Below are 15,059 nucleotides of genomic sequence, written 5' to 3'. Positions count from 1 at the left end.
ATAGTATGCATGTGATAGAAAAGATAGAAATGATTCTGGAAGATTTTATTTTGAACGGCTATTAAAGGCACGTACAGCGTTTAGATGGTCGTCTCCCTCCCACAGAAATGAACAGCTCCTGATTTCTTCCTCGATTCTTTCAGCTAGCCGCGATTGTGCCCATTTCTTCACTAATGCCTCTTTATAAGCCGCCAGTACTGCGCTTTGCTTAGCTGCAATTGGGGCCGCAAACTCTAGGACTTCCTCGATCCCGGCAACCTGCCGTTGGACAAAACCCATGTCAATCGCTTCTGTGGCTCTGTATACCTTACCTGAATAGAGCATTTCGAGCGCTGAAGCCGGCTGTAATTTTTCATATAGCAAAGAAGCGCCGCCCCAGCCGGTGGTAATGGCTTGATTGCCTTGTATGAAACCTACTTTTGCTCCTTCACTGGCCAGCCTGAAATCACACGCAGCCGCAATTTCGCATCCTCCCCCGACAGCAGCGCCATTTAAGTAGGCAATCGTAGGGCGCGGGAATTCAGCAATCCGCAATAATAAACGCCCCATCGACCATAGCATTTTGTATGCGCTTTCTTTTGTGGTCAGCGTATGGAATTCTCCCAAGTCGCCCCCCGAGCAAAAAGCTCTATCACCTGCTCCTCTTAGAATGAGCACTTTGATCGTTTCGTCTTGTTCTGCCCAATCCAGCGCCGACTGCAATTCTTCAATCATGGCAAAATTAATGGCATTCATTTGAGCGGGACGGTTTATTTGTAAAATCACAATTCCATCCTCTTTAACCTCTCTCAATAAAATAGGTTCCATCTTCCCTCTCCTCCCCTAATCGTCCAGGCACAAAAAAAGGCCATAATGAACTAAATTCATTACAGCCATTTTTGAAAAGAATTATTTGCTTACTACTTCTTTTCCTTTGTATGTTCCACATTCTTTGCAAACACGGTGTGAAAGTTTCATTTCACCGCAGTTTGGGCATTCTACCATACCTGGCACCTCAAGTTTAAAATGAGTGCGGCGTTTTCTTTTAGCAGTCTTAGACGTTCTTCTGAAAGGTACAGCCATTATTCCCACCTCCTTAAAAAATGGTTTAAGAAGCAAGGATCGGATCATCCCGAATCTTCTTGTTACTGTCATTATTTTTTGTCGTTGTCAAAGAATTTTGCTAAATCAGCTAAGCGAGGATCAATTTTTTTCTCCTGCTGGTCCGATGTGACAACAGCCCAATCTTTACCTGATTGAGGAGCAGCCCCCTCTGGGCTTGCGTCTTCACAAAAGACTTGCATCGGTACTTCCAACAATAAATTCTCTCTTATAATCGGCATTAAGTCAATTACATCGCCTTTCACAATCGTTGAAAACTCATGTTCCTGGCTTTCATAATTGTCATCTAACAAAAAGACCTCTGTTGTACTAATGTCGATTGGATATTCAACATCTACGAACGTTCTTGCACAAGGCAAGACCATTACGCCTGACAAATGGATATGGAACGTGATATTCGTCGCGTTGACATCCGCTTTGCCAGTTACATGTATAAGAGAAACATCGCGTATTTGCGCATCTGTTTCTTTTATTTCCGAAACATCCACTTTCTCATCAAGAACAAGTCCTTTTCCCCGATACTTCTGAAGTTGAGTTATTGTCCATTTCATTCATATCACCTCAAGGCAACAAAGGTAATTATATCTGTCATTTTATACATTGTCAATATAATTTCTTTACAGCTATCTTCCTTTGTTTGCATATTTATCACTTTCCGATTGTTTATTTGTGTATTGTAGCATTTTAAAGCACGGCATTGCAAAGAAAGTCCATTGTTTGGCCCGCTTATATCTTCTATAATAGGCTATAAAGGACGTAGAGAAAAAAGAGAACAATTTACCGTTCCTCTCTTCCCTTATAAAGGAGGTTTTCCATGAAGGCTGTAGGAGTAGTAGTTGAATATAATCCTTTTCATAATGGCCATCATTATCATGTGCAAAAGAGCAAGCAAATTACTGAGAGCGACATTGTGATAGCAGTAATGAGCGGCTCTTTTCTGCAAAGGGGCGAACCGGCGCTGATTAATAAATGGGCCCGTACCAGGATGGCACTACAAAACGGCGTCGATCTCGTCATCGAACTGCCGTATATTTACAGCACCCAACATGCAAAGATATTTGCCGAAGGCGCCGTCTCCTTACTTGAGGCCCTCCGCTGCGACTATTTCTGTTTTGGAAGCGAAAATGGCACCATCCAGCAGTTCCGGCAGGCTTATAGAATCATGCAAGAGAAAAAAGAAGCACTGGATGACGCTATCCGTAGCTTCAGCAAACAAGGCTTTAATTATCCAACCGCAGTCAGTAAAGCGTGGGGACAAATAGCCCCAAGCGAAGAGAATTCCATCGATTTGTCAAAACCGAATAATATCCTCGGCTATCAATATATAGCGGCTGCGTTAAATAATCATTATCGCATAACGCCGGCTCTCATCAATAGAATCGGTGCACAATATCACGACGAAAAACTGCCTGAGGGACAGATCGCCAGCGCAACCAGCATCCGTAAAAGCATCATGGACAGCAACGGCGACAATTCGCAGACCAAAGCTTTTATGCCAGAGGCCTCATTTGAAGAATTGACTTCCCATATACATACTTTCCATGAATTGCATCACTGGGAGCTCTATTGGCCTCTTCTCCAATACATGCTGCTTGTTAGTTCCCCAGAACACTTAAGAACGATTTACGAAGTCGAAGAAGGCATTGAATACCGATTGAAGGAAGCTGCACAAACATCCGGATCTTTCGCATCCTTTATTTCCTTCGTTAAGACAAAACGATATACATTGACCAGATTGCAACGCATATGTGTCCATATCTTGACGCAGACTAAAAAAGACGAAATGAACCGGCTGATGCATTCACCCGCCTACCTGCGCATCCTGGGATTCAACCAAAAAGGCCGAATGTATATGAACGAAAAGAAAAAACAATTCGAGCTGCCTCTCATCTCCAAAATCGGCTCGGCTGCTTACGAGGCACTGGCCCTTGATGTCAAAGCGGCTAAAGTCCACAGTCTTCCCCTTCCGCCTGCTGGCCAGCAACAACTGTTCAAGCGGGAATACCAGCAGCCCGTCATCATGTGACAAAGCTATTCAGAAAGATTTAGCGCAGGGTTTTTTCCCTCAATAAGAAACAAAAACACGACATAAAAAAGGTCGTGTTTTTTGCCTTTATTTTTTCATTTTTTCTAAATAGTCCAGGGCATCCTGCAAAGTGTCGACCGGTACGATTTTCATATCGGTGTTTATATCTTCCGCTGTTTTCTTGGCCACCGAATAATTTGATCCGGCCTCGCCTTTTTCATTAGGGGCAAAGAACACTTCAGCCCCGCTTTTATCGGCAGCAACAACCTTTTGGTGTATGCCCCCGATTGGCCCCACGTTGCCGTTTTCATCCATCGTCCCAGTGCCGGCAATGTCCTTCCCTTTGGTGATATCCTCTTTGACCAGCTGGTTATAGATTTCAAGTGTAAACATTAATCCGGCGGAAGGTCCGCCAATCTTGGCTGTATCAATGGTTACTTTCGGCTCCGTTTTGACTGCTACATCATCCACCAAAACAATGCCCATTCCGACTTTTCCGGTTTTCGGCAGCTTCGCCAATTGAACTTCTTTCTGCAAAGCCTGTTTATCCCGGATGATTTCCAATTTGAGCGTTTTCCCTGCTCTTTTGCCTGAGACATAATGAATGAACTGTTTGGAGGATGTGAAACGTTGGCCATCTACTTCGGTGATCCGGTCCCCTACCTCAAGCACTTTTTCGGCCGGCAGTCCGGCTACAATCCCATACACATATACGCCGCGATAGATGGGCGTGTACGATTTGCCCGCTTCACGGTAAGCCGAGATAATGGCCTTCACCTTGGAACCTTCCATTTCCTGCAGCTGTCTCATCTCATATTGTTTATCAGTTTCTTCTTCCCCGCGTATCTCATCTTCACGATAAATATCCCAATACTTCATCAGTTTTGCCAAACCATATGTAAATACATTCGCTTCCCCCATGGAAATCGTCGTAAGTTTGAAATCTCCGCTTTCCTTATAGCCATCTTCCACCTTGATGATGGGAGCCAGCTCCTTGGCCATCCCCGGTTTCGTGACATAGTAAGGAAGCGGAATGAAATAGGAGACCACCACGGCAACGAAAATAACCATCGCCAAGGCTCTCCCTAAATGTCTACGCTTCATCTCTCTGTTTCCCCTTCCACTGTTCGATTTCTATTTTAATTTTGTCTATTTGCTTTCTTGTTTCACTTTCTCCAATGGAGATAATCTCCTCTATATTAGTGAATGCCCGGGAATTAAATTGCTCGACGCGTGGCTTTAACATAATATCAGAGGCAATTTCCCGATGGTCTACTAGCTCCATTTGCAATATGTCCAGGGACTGCATGATAACGTCATAGATGGAATGGATTTCACTGTCCTCTTTTATATGGGACACATCCACCGCTATAACAAAGTCCGCTCCCATCTCTCTGGCAACCGATACAGGCACGCGATCCACTACACCGCCGTCAACCAGCAGCTGCCCGTCTATGATCGGCGGAGTGAATATTCCTGGGATAGAGATGCTCGCTCTCACAGCATCGGCAATCAACCCTTCTGTAAATACAACCTTTTTGCCTGAATGGAGATTAGCGGCAACAACAGCGAGCGGAATGTCCAGTTCTTCGATGTTTTTCCAATGCGTAAAGATTCCTATAAAATCGCGAATCCGGTTTCCTTTGATCAGGCCCATTTTTGGAACTGTAAAATCAAGATAATATTTCCTTTTAAAGCGGGAAACAATCTTCTGCCATTGTTCCAGATCGGTCCCTGCCGCAAAGAGACAACCGATCAGCGCGCCCATTGAACTGCCGGCTATATAGGAAACAGGTATGTTCTCTTCAATCAATACCTTGATCACACCGAGATGCGCAAACCCTCTGGCTCCCCCCGAACCCAGGGCAAGCCCGATCTTAGGCAACTGTTCCACCTATAAAATCTCCTTTCATCTTATCATGAATATGAGTGCCAGATGTTCTAAAAACATCCTTGAAGCGTATATTTGTGTAAGAGGACAAGGCTCTTACACCGTTTATACATATATATGTAAATCAGTGTACCATTGCTCGGGAAACCTGCAAAGATTCCACTTTTCATAGGAGGCCTGTTAGGTGAATAAATCTTATATTAAAACCATTGCGCTGGCTCTAAGTACCGTCACGCTTGCAGGGGCTCTCATAAAGTTCCCGCAGCCATCGCTCGAAGCAAGTATACGCGGTTTAAATATGTGGTGGGAAATCGTCTTCCCTTCCCTCTTGCCATTTTATATCATCTCAGAAATACTTATTTCTTTCGGTGTTGTAGCCTTCATTGGTGTCCTGCTCGAACCGTTAATGAGGCCGTTATTCAAAGTGCCGGGAGTCGGTGGGTTTGTGTGGGCGATGGGCATGGCTTCAGGCTATCCGTCCGGGGCTAAATTGACTGCAAGGCTACGCAATGAAAATCAAATCACTAAGATAGAGGCGGAAAGGCTTGTCTCCTTCACAAACTCTTCAAATCCCCTGTTTATTTTCGGAGCAGTCTCAATCGGTTTTTTCCAAAATCCTAAAATAGGGATCGTGCTGGCCATCGCCCATTATGCCGGTAACTTTATAGTCGGCTTGATTATGCGTTTTTATGGCAAGGAAAAGAAACGCGATGAGAGAAAAAAGACTCCTTCCATTAAACAGGCCCTAGGCGAAATGCACCGTACCCGCATTAAGGAAAAACGGCCGTTCGGCAGAATTTTGGGGGATGCCGTTTCCTCGTCTATTGAAACATTGCTTCTAATAGGCGGATTTATTATTTTATTTTCAGTCATTAACAAGCTTTTATACATCATGAATATTACAGACATATTGGCGTCATGCTTCAGCTTTATTTTGGGGCTCTTCCATTTGCCGGCTGATTTCAGCATACCTCTTGTAGCAGGATTATTCGAAATGACGCTTGGTTCCCAAATGACAAGCGGAATACACGGAGTCTCATTGCTTCATCAAGCGATCATTACTTCTTTCATTCTAGCGTTCAGCGGTCTAAGTGTACAGGCACAGGCGGCAAGCATACTGGCCCAGACAGATATCCGTTTTGCCCCCTTTTTTTTCGCGAGGATCATTCACGGCTTCATCGCCAGCTTGATTACATTGCTGATCTGGAAGCCAGTCTATGAGGGGCTTACTCTACAGGGAAGGCCATCAAACGCAATGCCGGTCGTCGGTACCCCCAGCCACGATTGGTATCAGGCGATTAGTTCAGCCGGCCCGGTTTTGACCATCTTCTTCCTTGCTCTATATGTATATATTCTCTACCGCAAAAAGGTTCGTATGTAATCGCCCGGTAAAACCAAAAAGCTGCCGGTCCCCAGAAGGGACAGACAGCTTTTTGTCATTGCTCATCATTGTGGAATTTTGCCTTCAGCGCACGCTCAACCGCTGGCGGCACCAGGGAGCTGACATCCCCTTTATATTTAGCCACTTCTTTGACAATGCTAGAGCTCAGAAACGAATATTGATTATTGGTCATCACAAAAAAGGTCTCGATATAATCATTCAGCACCCTGTTCATGGAAGTAATCTGCATCTCATATTCAAAGTCAGACACTGCACGCAATCCTCTAATAATGGCATCCGCATTAATACTTTTGCAATAATCCATCAGCAAACCTGTCGAAGTATCAACAGTCACATTCGGTATATGTTTTGTAACTTCCCTGATTAATTCCACTCTTTCTTCACTTGAAAAAAGCGGTTGTTTGGCGGAATTGACCATAACTGCGATATGTACTTCACCGAAGACTTTTGCCGCTCTTTGAATAATATCGATATGCCCATTGGTAATCGGATCAAAACTTCCGGGGCAAACCGCGATTTTTGACATACTTCTTCCCCCTTACCTTTACTCAACGGCGGCAGTATAAATGGATATGACAATCATGCCATACGTCTCCTGCCTCCACAAAGACAATCTGCCAACTTGGTCAGGCAGCTCTACATCATTGCTGTGCTCGCAAACAACGACCCCATCTTCTTCAAGCAATCCGTTTTCATCAATGACGGACATAATGCTGATTAACTTTTGTTGTTTATAGGGCGGATCTAAAAGAACAAGATCAAACTTTTTGTTTCTTTTCATCAGAGCCTTAAGCGCTCTTTCACTGTCATTTTTATATACTTCAGCCCGCTCCGTAAAACGGCATGCTTCCAGGTTGCTTCGTATAGTTGTGATGGCTTTAAATTCTCTATCTATAAAGATTGCTTCGTCCATCCCCCTGCTTAAAGCCTCAATGCCTAAGCCTCCGCTTCCTGCGAATAGATCCAACACTCGGCCGCCTTCAAAATAAGGGCCAATAATATTAAAAAGAGACTCTTTCACCTTATCGGTAGTTGGTCTAGTTGTGGAACCGGGTACAGCCTTCAAAGGTCTCCCCTTACAGCTTCCTGAAACTACTCTCATTGTATATCACCACTATTCACCTACAGATTCATATCTTCCTTATCCTAACATAATCAATTTACCTAAGCCAATATGAAATGAATTCGATAATGAATGAATAAGGCCCCCGATTTGGGTCATACTATAAGTAACAGCACCTTATATCAAGGATGTTGTTGCCAACCGCGGAGAAGACTTACGTTTCCCCATAAGTTCTTCCTCCGGTTTCTCCTCTCCCTTTCCCTTCTAATCCTTGGCAAAAGGAAATAGAAGGACCCTGCAGTAGATCTGCAGGGTTTTTTTTGCCTATTTTCACATAGACAAAGTAATCTTATCTTTTCCCTCGTTGATGAGGGCACCAAAAATTGTTTTCAAATACTCTTTTCTGATATAAGTTACTCCGTTCACTTTTATGATTGGTATTCCAGATATGGCATAATCTTTACCGTTCAACACAAAAATATTTTTATCCGCATACAGCCGTAAACTGTCCATTTTTTTGATAACAAAGATGGTTTTGGCATTCATTTCTATCGTTTGATATCCCGCCGCTTCCATGACAGCTGCCAAAGGATATAGCTCCTCGGACCGGCATACAATCATCCTATTCCCCAATTCGGCTCCATTCACTTCCAGTAATCTTTCATCGCTGTGGTAAAGCGGTTCTAAAGGCAGCTGCCCGTTTCTGTTGCTTCGGAAAAATATAGTGTCATCACCTGTCAGGCTGGATAATAATTGGTCCAATTGATCAGCGCTTAACGGTTTACTTGCTGCCCTGACAAGGCGAAGAAATAAGGAAATGTCATCCTCAGATAACGCTTCCCTTAAATTGGCTGCCATCTTTATGCTCTTTAAGGAAGACGGACTGTCATCGCCTTTTGCTAATGCCTCCAGAACGCCTTGCTGCCATGACTCATTGGATGCTTTGAAAGGATAGAGAAGATCCAAATTGGCTTGATTGATTTTTTTCTGAAGGGAGGCACTGTTATTGATGTTCTTCAAGAAAAAAATAGAGTCAGAAAAGTACTCGGGATGCATCGATGTGACAACGATCCCTTTATCCTTCAAATCAGGAAAACGTGTGAAAATCGAGCTAACCAAATCCCAATCTGCTTCTATCCCTTTCTCATAATAGAGATAAAGCCCATTAGCCAACTTTTTGACACTCAAATCGCCTTGTTGGTAATAAAGGGGAAAGGTACCGCCCTTTTTCTCAAATACAAAATAATCTATATATTCCTTTTCAGCTCTGCCTGTTTGGGCGGCGCCGGCTGCCCAAACACCCTTGAAAGGAGAATGCGAAGTGATTTCGACAGTGGTACTCTTGACGTCCAAACCTTCCATCTTGATTGCCCAGTTGATCAGCAATTTCTCTTTAATTGCCGAATCAAACGGCAAACTGTATGAAAAAGTGACGGTTTGGTCATCCTTTTGAATATACAAGGATGGATCGGCTAGCTGTTGGCCATTCATGTACAGATCTACATTCTGAGGATTTGTGATGCGGTATTCTCCTTTATTTACATGCGTAATAGTATGTCGGATTGTCAAACCGCGGCCGCCCTGATTGATCTGCAATCGCTGCCTAACATCCTGCGTAGCCTTTTCAGCCAAGGCTTTCTTATCCTGGGAATACACATTCCATTGCAAAAAAATGATGACACAACTGGATATAAGGAGTATTAAAAAGCACGTATATAATAGCCGTTTCATAATCAATTTCCCCTTATAGTATTCAATCTATTACTAATTTACCAGATTCATCCGGGCAGAGGCACCATGAATGTTTACAAATTATAGAATTCTTCATTTTTTTGGGCTTTCATGTTACAGTAAAGCTATCTTGAATGCATTTTGAAAGGGGATCATATTTTGATACAGCGCTTTATAGAACTTGGGGAAGGATATTCCGATCTTTACGAATTGCTGGAGCTTGGCAGAGCTTCAAAAGACCGCGTCCGTTTTCTTTTGTCGCTCAAATGCGAGAAAAAAGGAAAAAAAGCAACCTCTCTTGCTATAGTCATGAACGCAGCCGCGGAAGGGAATTTCCAACCTATTTACATATGCCGGGAAGGATTGCCAGATCCCGTTGAAACACCGAATAAACGCTATCAACTATTTGAACAGCTGGCTGCAGATCTTAATAAGGAAATTATCACTTTGGACGTAAAGCCTTCTACTCTGTTCGCAGAAAAAGAACTTTATTTCCAATACCTCATCGGCATCTTGCGGATGAACCGCTACCTGCCGCCTTTATCATAAAACAAACAAGGAGGCCGGCTTCGATGTTTGGCAGCAGAAAGTGAAACTTTGGCGGGAGATTCCTCATTCCCCACTGGCCGTTTATTAAACTTCCGATCAAATTCTTATTTGCCGACTCCTACTTCGCGCATTATTTGAAGCGGGAATCGGCATTATAATGGAAAAAACGGCATAAAAAAAGGAATACAAGGGAGCGGATTCGCCTATCACTTGCTTTCCCGCTCTCTATATTCCCATCTTGTAATCATATTCCTTCGCTTTATCCGGTTTAGAGTTTTCATAATCTGTTTTAATAAACGGTTTCTGCGACACATCGACTTTCTTAATAAAAGAATAGGATTTCAATTTTTCAACCGTTGAATCAATGTCGGCCATATTCGTATAAAGCACCACATATTTCAACTTCTTTGAAACATAATGGATATTGCCGAATCGTCTGAGCATCTTGACCTGCTTCAACGTATGTAAATATACAATTATTCCTTGTCTTGCACCAATCATATTGTAATCTCCTATACTCTATTTACAAACAGTGTAGCATAATTTTCTAATAAGTTTCAACCGCATTTGCTTTAGTGAGGAGCAGCTTCTGGGATCTTGGCTGTATTTCGGATGGATATTCGCGAAAAAAAAGACCCGGTTTCACTCCGGGCCTAAGAACATCCGCAACTGCCCCCACTGCTACAGCCGCCGCTTGAACAACCGCTCTCAAAGAAAGGATTCCCGCCAGGAGTTTTAATATGAAGGGAAACCGACTGAGCGATAATGACCGAAACCTGGTCCAGGACCTCCTGAAGCGCATTTTCGGCTTGTTTAAATGCAATGACAGACGGATGCATGTCCATCTCTCTCTTTTTTGTTCTTGTTTCCAAATTAATGGTTTTATAGTCTGGATGATATCTGCCGAATCGTTGCACTTCCTCGAACCGTTCCTTCATCTTAGTGAAACTCTTTATTTTTTCTTGAGCTTCCCTATCTTGACGCAATGTATATAATGAAGCCAGATAATTCTCTCCGACTTCAGAATTGATGATCATTTGTGCCAGTTCTTCACCTTGCTGCAAAATTTCTACTCTTTCCATAGTAGCAAGCATAGAAAAACTCACCTCCTGCCTTTATAGTACCATGGAAAAGCAAAGAATTGAAACAGCCTTGCCTGCAATCAGTCCTATTTATCATCATTTTGCGTTCATGGATTGCAATAGATTCAGCATCATGGATGCAGCCTGGACGCCATTCGTCAGTTTATTGACACGGTGCGGGATTGATTTTTCAAAGTGAAAAACCGCCTCCGTGCCGAATTTTTCATAATCCTGGGGATTTCTTGTCAACTTTCGGTACCATAACGGCTTTAGCCGTAAATACTTTAATTGGTCATCATTCTCTTTGATCCACGCATAAATATCCTGCCGCAATCCGAGCCCCTCCTCTTCAATCCTTTTTCATCGAAAAAGGCTTCTGTTTTTTCGAAGGCGATTGCTGGTCCGGCTCAGGTGCCTTTTGGAATGAAGAAATGACCCCGGAAATAGCGCCAAGGGCCTGGCTTAGATTTGCCACATGCTTTTGCATCGATTGAACATCCACATTTTTTAGAGATTCAAAGATTGCGGCCATCGTATCCTTTTCACCACTTGGTGCGGATTCCTGTTGCGGATTCTCTGTCCCCTTGTCATCTATTGCTACTGTGCCTTCGCCCTCATATCCTTGCCATACTTCATGCTGTTCCCCCAGCAAAAACCAATCTTCATATATTTCCTGCCATGTATAAACGCCTCTTCTTACTTCTTTCACTAATAAGGGATGATTCCTTACAAACAATTTAAATTGTGATAATGAGGATGGATTTGCCATATACTTTCACCCCGGCCTTCATTTATGTTTTAGAGCTATGAGTACCTTTCGCCTATAAACACCGTATGCAAGATTCCCCCAAAAAGTGCATGGTCTTTTTATCCCGTTCTGACCTCCCACTTTACAATAGCAGCGTAGCCAAAAAAGTGTTGAGGGAAGGCCAAGCAATAAAAAACAAGGTTGATTCAATTAAATACTGTATAGAATGGATGGAATGGAGGATAACCCCCCCATCAAAGTTTCACCTTGATGCTAAAAAGCAAAGAGGGCTGTAACATATGACAGCCCTCTTTGCTTATTTTTCAATGAAATTCTGTGTATAGTATTTTTGATGGACACCCACTCCCAAATAAGTGAATTCCTTATTCAATAAAGCTTCCCGGTGTCCTTTGCTATTGAGCCAGCCTTCAAAAGCTGCAACCCCGTCCACATATTTGGCGGCGATATTTTCACCCGCCAACCGGTATTTAACATTGCCTGTCTGCAATCGTTTAGCCAAATCGCCATATACGGGCGAGTCATGTGAAAAGTAGTCTTCCTTATACATATCCAGGCTATGAAGATAAGCTACTTTGCTAGTGGCTTCATCCCATTTTACCGGATGGAGCCCAAACCGCTCCCGAATAACATTGGTTATGTCGAAGATTTGCTGTTCATCTCCCGCTTGAATCTTCTTCCAATCCTCTTCCGACAGCTCTTCATCTTTAGGAAGGTTTCCTCGATAGATCAGTTCATATGGCCGCTGTTTAACAAGCGTTTCTACATCCAAAAATCTGACACTTGATATTTTTCCGGTAAACTTATCGATATAGACTTGGGCATATACATCTCCGACCTTTACCAATGGCCGCATGCCAAGATCCTCTTCTGATAATTCAAATCGATAAGAATTGCCTTCCCATTCAAGATCGATAGTGGTTTCCAGATTGAAGGAACGGAAGAGCTCGTCCACTTTTTGTCCGATTGTAATGGGAGACACATTTGCCCTTTTCCCTAAAGCATAAATGGTAACAACTTTGTTATTCTTAACGCCTACCTGCATATATCCTTCCGGGGAAGCATTATATATCCACCAGTCATAGCCATAAGAGGAAGGATCTTTTCGGGCAGGTTGGCCAAAGGTATCTATAATAGCTGCACTGCTGCCCCCCACATAAAGAGCTAGCCCGCTGCTAGGTTTTCGACCTACTTCATTCATATTTTTGTTCAGGCCGGTTGTGTTCTGAACTTGGTTAGCAGAACGTTCATCGTTCAAAGCCGGGTCTTTATCGTTATTATCAAAATAAAGACTGCCTATAAACACAATAACTGCTAAAATAATAATCTTTCCAATGATTTTCAGAGATTTTCTCCCCTCTCAAATACGGATGATGTAAGGGTATTAGATCATTTAGGTTAATAGATCGAATATATGTTCATTTACACGGACTACCTGAATAATTAACCTTTTAATCTTTATGACTTTTTTGTTATTTTACTACAGGCAGCACCCTTAATCAATATAGCGCTTTTCACCCGGGATCATGTCACTTTGGTGAATTTCTTCCATTCTCGCCAACTGTACGTTGCAACTTCCTTCCTTTCATACTATTATAAAAATAAGGAAATATTGGCATAGTATATAATTTTTTACATATTTCCTTATATTTTTACATGGGCGCAATATAAGGAGGGTTTTAAATGAGATTTGAAGATACTGGATTGGAGCAACTTCAAGCGGAGATTAATCGTTTGGATGAGGTTATGCAAGAACATGGATTAATACGTGCAGAGCAATGGGATTATGAGCGCGTAAACTATGACCGCAAATTTGAAATCAATAATGATGTATATTATCTTCGTGTCCAAGGATATGCTGTAGAAGGCGATGTAGGAGCCCACCGCGCCATCATCCAATTGATTGTACCGCTATTGGGCAAACATTATTATCCTCATGGTTTGGAATATGGAGAAGGAGAATACTTTCCCCCTGATTTGGTCAGAAAATGCGAGGAGATTTTAACCTCGGTTACAAAAGAAGTCGAAGCATTTGCTTTACATAGGTAGCTGCATGTGAAAGATGCCCTGTTATCCAGGCATCTTTTTCTTTACTCCATATTGATCCCAACTGGCGCTAAAACGCCCAGGCCAAGAAGTGCAGTGAAGAGATCAACCGCCAGTAAAAATCCGATTGGTTCAACTAATAATCGGTGGAGATGAATGCCCCCCCCAAGTTTCACTTTATAAGTAAAACATGGGAATAATATGAGCCTCCTTGTTTTCTCCTGTCGATACCTTTTATAATAAGTAAACAAAGATAATAGGCCTTATAGCCTAGTCAGAGAGGAGAAAACATTGAAACGGATTTTTACAAAACAACGGATCATCACCTTAGCAGTTCTCGCCCTAATAGCGATCCTATGCTATTATATCCTGCCGGTTTCAATTCCATTAATAGCCGCACTGGCCACCTCCCTTTTGCTTGCACCGTTAGTGACACTGCTGCAAATCAAATTCTCCTTCAATCAAAAACTATCCGTCATGCTGGTTTTCTTGCTGTTCATCTCATGTATAGGAATTTCCGGTTTTATTGTCACTACCAAGGTGATCACAGAAGCCGCGCAAATTATTGAGAAAGCGCCCCAGTACGTACAGGAAATCAACCGTGAATGGAAAATCATAGAGCAGGACATCATTGACGCATCGGAAAATCTTCCGAAAGCGATAAAGGAAGCTGTGAGTAATCAGGTTCAGACATCTTTTGATTATATCACGAATGAATTGGGAAGTTTGCTGACCATTGAAAAGGCCACCAACTTTGTAAAAGCTATCCCATCCTATATGGTTAGCTTTGTTGTTTATCTGATCGCTCTATTCTTATTCTTGATTGACTTGCCAAAACTGAAGGCAGGCATGTACAGTTTGTTGAAAGATCAAACAGCAGATAAAGTCCGCTACATGAATAAGCGGTTGTCAAACGTGGTATTCGGCTTCTTAAAAGCCCAATTCCTAGTCAGCATTATTATTTTTATTGCCGCCTTGATAGGGCTGATATTCATCAAGCCTGAAATAGCATTGGTGATGGCATTAGTCATTTGGATTATTGATTTGATTCCCATCATCGGCTCCATCGTGGTCCTTGCTCCCTGGTCTGTGTTCGATATGATCACCGGAAACACTGAATCCGGTACCCAGCTAGCCATTTTAGCACTAATTCTTCTCGTCATCAGGCGTACGGTCGAACCAAAAGTGATGGGAAACCATATTGGATTGTCACCTCTGGCAACGCTAATCGCTATGTACATCGGGCTAAAACTATTCGGCCTCCTCGGCTTTATTATCGGCCCGCTCATCTTGATTGCGTTCACAGCTGCCAAAGAAGCAGGATTGATTCAATGGAATGTAAAAATATAAGAAAAGGACTGGCCAATGGGTCATTTCTAAAACACAAAAGGCAGGAATGTTA

Annotated in this window: 18 protein-coding genes; 5 read left to right on the top strand and 13 right to left on the bottom strand. The window is 42.7% G+C overall.

All coding sequences use genetic code 11. The features are described from left to right. Positions 1 to 45: 45 nt before the first annotated feature. The 3 genes from BN1765_RS08300 to BN1765_RS08290 form a co-directional block, all read right to left on the bottom strand. Positions 46 to 807: an enoyl-CoA hydratase/isomerase family protein gene (locus BN1765_RS08300; RefSeq protein WP_050614676.1), complete on the bottom strand. Its 762-nt coding sequence runs from the start codon at positions 805 to 807 to the stop codon at positions 46 to 48. An 81-nt stretch (positions 808 to 888) separates the two neighbouring features. Next, the gene (gene rpmF, locus BN1765_RS08295; protein ID WP_050614675.1) at positions 889 to 1,062 is read right to left on the bottom strand and encodes a 50S ribosomal protein L32; all 174 of its coding nucleotides are present in this window, start codon (positions 1,060 to 1,062) and stop codon (positions 889 to 891) included. A 71-nt stretch (positions 1,063 to 1,133) separates the two neighbouring features. Next, a complete protein-coding gene (locus tag BN1765_RS08290; protein ID WP_050614674.1) occupies positions 1,134 to 1,652 on the bottom strand; it encodes a YceD family protein in 519 nt (172 codons plus the stop codon). Positions 1,653 to 1,915: 263 nt separating this feature from the next. On the opposite strand from BN1765_RS08290, the gene BN1765_RS08285 reads away from it, so the two are divergent. Further along, positions 1,916 to 3,127: a nucleotidyltransferase gene (locus BN1765_RS08285; protein WP_050614673.1), complete on the top strand. Its 1,212-nt coding sequence runs from the start codon at positions 1,916 to 1,918 to the stop codon at positions 3,125 to 3,127. Positions 3,128 to 3,214: 87 nt separating this feature from the next. Here the strand turns inward: BN1765_RS08285 and BN1765_RS08280 are convergent, their stop codons facing one another. Continuing rightward, positions 3,215 to 4,231, bottom strand: coding sequence for a SepM family pheromone-processing serine protease (locus tag BN1765_RS08280; protein ID WP_050614672.1), 1,017 nt, complete (start codon positions 4,229 to 4,231; stop codon positions 3,215 to 3,217). Beyond that, positions 4,221 to 5,021 carry a patatin-like phospholipase family protein gene (locus BN1765_RS08275; protein ID WP_050614671.1) on the bottom strand — a complete coding sequence of 267 codons (801 nt, stop codon included), beginning with the start codon at positions 5,019 to 5,021 and terminating at the stop codon, positions 4,221 to 4,223. Before BN1765_RS08275 ends, BN1765_RS08280 begins: the two co-directional genes overlap by 11 nt. 181 nt (positions 5,022 to 5,202) lie before the next feature. Here BN1765_RS08275 and ylbJ point away from each other — a divergent pair, with 181 nt between their 5' ends. Beyond that, a complete protein-coding gene (ylbJ, locus tag BN1765_RS08270; protein ID WP_050614670.1) occupies positions 5,203 to 6,399 on the top strand; it encodes a sporulation integral membrane protein YlbJ in 1,197 nt (398 codons plus the stop codon). 55 nt (positions 6,400 to 6,454) lie between these two features. Here the strand turns inward: ylbJ and coaD are convergent, their stop codons facing one another. From coaD to BN1765_RS08255, 3 genes are all read right to left on the bottom strand, one after another. Next, a complete protein-coding gene (coaD, locus tag BN1765_RS08265; protein WP_050614669.1) occupies positions 6,455 to 6,946 on the bottom strand; it encodes a pantetheine-phosphate adenylyltransferase in 492 nt (163 codons plus the stop codon). 18 nt (positions 6,947 to 6,964) lie between these two features. Further along, entirely contained in the window at positions 6,965 to 7,522 is a 558-nt protein-coding gene (gene rsmD / locus BN1765_RS08260) for a 16S rRNA (guanine(966)-N(2))-methyltransferase RsmD (RefSeq protein ID WP_050614668.1), read from the bottom strand. A 291-nt stretch (positions 7,523 to 7,813) separates the two neighbouring features. Then, positions 7,814 to 9,214, bottom strand: a complete 1,401-nt coding sequence (locus tag BN1765_RS08255) for a stalk domain-containing protein (RefSeq protein ID WP_050614667.1) — start codon at positions 9,212 to 9,214, stop codon at positions 7,814 to 7,816. Positions 9,215 to 9,373: 159 nt separating this feature from the next. Here BN1765_RS08255 and BN1765_RS08250 point away from each other — a divergent pair, with 159 nt between their 5' ends. Next, positions 9,374 to 9,763, top strand: coding sequence for a DUF7147 family protein (locus BN1765_RS08250; protein WP_050614666.1), 390 nt, complete (start codon positions 9,374 to 9,376; stop codon positions 9,761 to 9,763). A gap of 225 nt (positions 9,764 to 9,988) precedes the next feature. Here the strand turns inward: BN1765_RS08250 and BN1765_RS08245 are convergent, their stop codons facing one another. The 5 genes from BN1765_RS08245 to BN1765_RS08225 form a co-directional block, all read right to left on the bottom strand. Then, positions 9,989 to 10,264 (bottom strand): YlbG family protein, encoded by a 276-nt coding sequence (locus BN1765_RS08245; RefSeq protein ID WP_050614665.1) that lies wholly within the window; start codon positions 10,262 to 10,264, stop codon positions 9,989 to 9,991. 152 nt (positions 10,265 to 10,416) lie between these two features. Continuing rightward, positions 10,417 to 10,857: a YlbF/YmcA family competence regulator gene (locus tag BN1765_RS08240; RefSeq protein WP_050614664.1), complete on the bottom strand. Its 441-nt coding sequence runs from the start codon at positions 10,855 to 10,857 to the stop codon at positions 10,417 to 10,419. A gap of 84 nt (positions 10,858 to 10,941) precedes the next feature. Beyond that, positions 10,942 to 11,178: a YlbE-like family protein gene (locus BN1765_RS08235; protein WP_050614663.1), complete on the bottom strand. Its 237-nt coding sequence runs from the start codon at positions 11,176 to 11,178 to the stop codon at positions 10,942 to 10,944. Positions 11,179 to 11,194: 16 nt separating this feature from the next. Beyond that, the gene (ylbD, locus tag BN1765_RS08230; protein WP_050614662.1) at positions 11,195 to 11,614 is read right to left on the bottom strand and encodes a spore coat protein YlbD; all 420 of its coding nucleotides are present in this window, start codon (positions 11,612 to 11,614) and stop codon (positions 11,195 to 11,197) included. Positions 11,615 to 11,909: 295 nt separating this feature from the next. Next, entirely contained in the window at positions 11,910 to 12,917 is a 1,008-nt protein-coding gene (locus BN1765_RS08225) for a CAP domain-containing protein (protein WP_230199509.1), read from the bottom strand. A gap of 377 nt (positions 12,918 to 13,294) precedes the next feature. On the opposite strand from BN1765_RS08225, the gene BN1765_RS08220 reads away from it, so the two are divergent. Together BN1765_RS08220 and ytvI are read left to right on the top strand one after the other, a co-directional pair. Continuing rightward, complete coding sequence (locus BN1765_RS08220; RefSeq protein WP_050614661.1) at positions 13,295 to 13,660, top strand: YugN family protein; 366 nt, start codon at positions 13,295 to 13,297, stop codon at positions 13,658 to 13,660. A gap of 288 nt (positions 13,661 to 13,948) precedes the next feature. After that, the gene (gene ytvI / locus BN1765_RS08215) at positions 13,949 to 15,007 is read left to right on the top strand and encodes a sporulation integral membrane protein YtvI (protein ID WP_050614660.1); all 1,059 of its coding nucleotides are present in this window, start codon (positions 13,949 to 13,951) and stop codon (positions 15,005 to 15,007) included. Positions 15,008 to 15,059 lie beyond the last annotated feature (52 nt).

The organism is Bacillus testis, from assembly GCF_001243895.1.
In the GTDB taxonomy this organism is placed as follows: Bacteria; Bacillota; Bacilli; order Bacillales; family DSM-1321; genus Bacillus_AD; species Bacillus_AD testis.
The sequence above is the reverse complement of the archived record's forward strand: the minus strand, read 5'-3'. Positions and strand labels throughout refer to the sequence as shown.

Coding starts and splice junctions, on each gene's coding strand:
- BN1765_RS08300 (WP_050614676.1), bottom strand. CDS start 807: ATGGAACCTATTTTATTGAGAGAGGTTAAAGAGGATGGAATTGTGATT.
- rpmF (WP_050614675.1), bottom strand. CDS start 1,062: ATGGCTGTACCTTTCAGAAGAACGTCTAAGACTGCTAAAAGAAAACGC.
- BN1765_RS08290 (WP_050614674.1), bottom strand. CDS start 1,652: ATGAAATGGACAATAACTCAACTTCAGAAGTATCGGGGAAAAGGACTT.
- BN1765_RS08285 (WP_050614673.1), top strand. CDS start 1,916: ATGAAGGCTGTAGGAGTAGTAGTTGAATATAATCCTTTTCATAATGGC.
- BN1765_RS08280 (WP_050614672.1), bottom strand. CDS start 4,231: ATGAAGCGTAGACATTTAGGGAGAGCCTTGGCGATGGTTATTTTCGTT.
- coaD (WP_050614669.1), bottom strand. CDS start 6,946: ATGTCAAAAATCGCGGTTTGCCCCGGAAGTTTTGATCCGATTACCAAT.
- rsmD (WP_050614668.1), bottom strand. CDS start 7,522: ATGAGAGTAGTTTCAGGAAGCTGTAAGGGGAGACCTTTGAAGGCTGTA.
- BN1765_RS08255 (WP_050614667.1), bottom strand. CDS start 9,214: ATGAAACGGCTATTATATACGTGCTTTTTAATACTCCTTATATCCAGT.
- BN1765_RS08245 (WP_050614665.1), bottom strand. CDS start 10,264: ATGATTGGTGCAAGACAAGGAATAATTGTATATTTACATACGTTGAAG.
- BN1765_RS08240 (WP_050614664.1), bottom strand. CDS start 10,857: ATGCTTGCTACTATGGAAAGAGTAGAAATTTTGCAGCAAGGTGAAGAA.
- ylbD (WP_050614662.1), bottom strand. CDS start 11,614: ATGGCAAATCCATCCTCATTATCACAATTTAAATTGTTTGTAAGGAAT.
- BN1765_RS08220 (WP_050614661.1), top strand. CDS start 13,295: ATGAGATTTGAAGATACTGGATTGGAGCAACTTCAAGCGGAGATTAAT.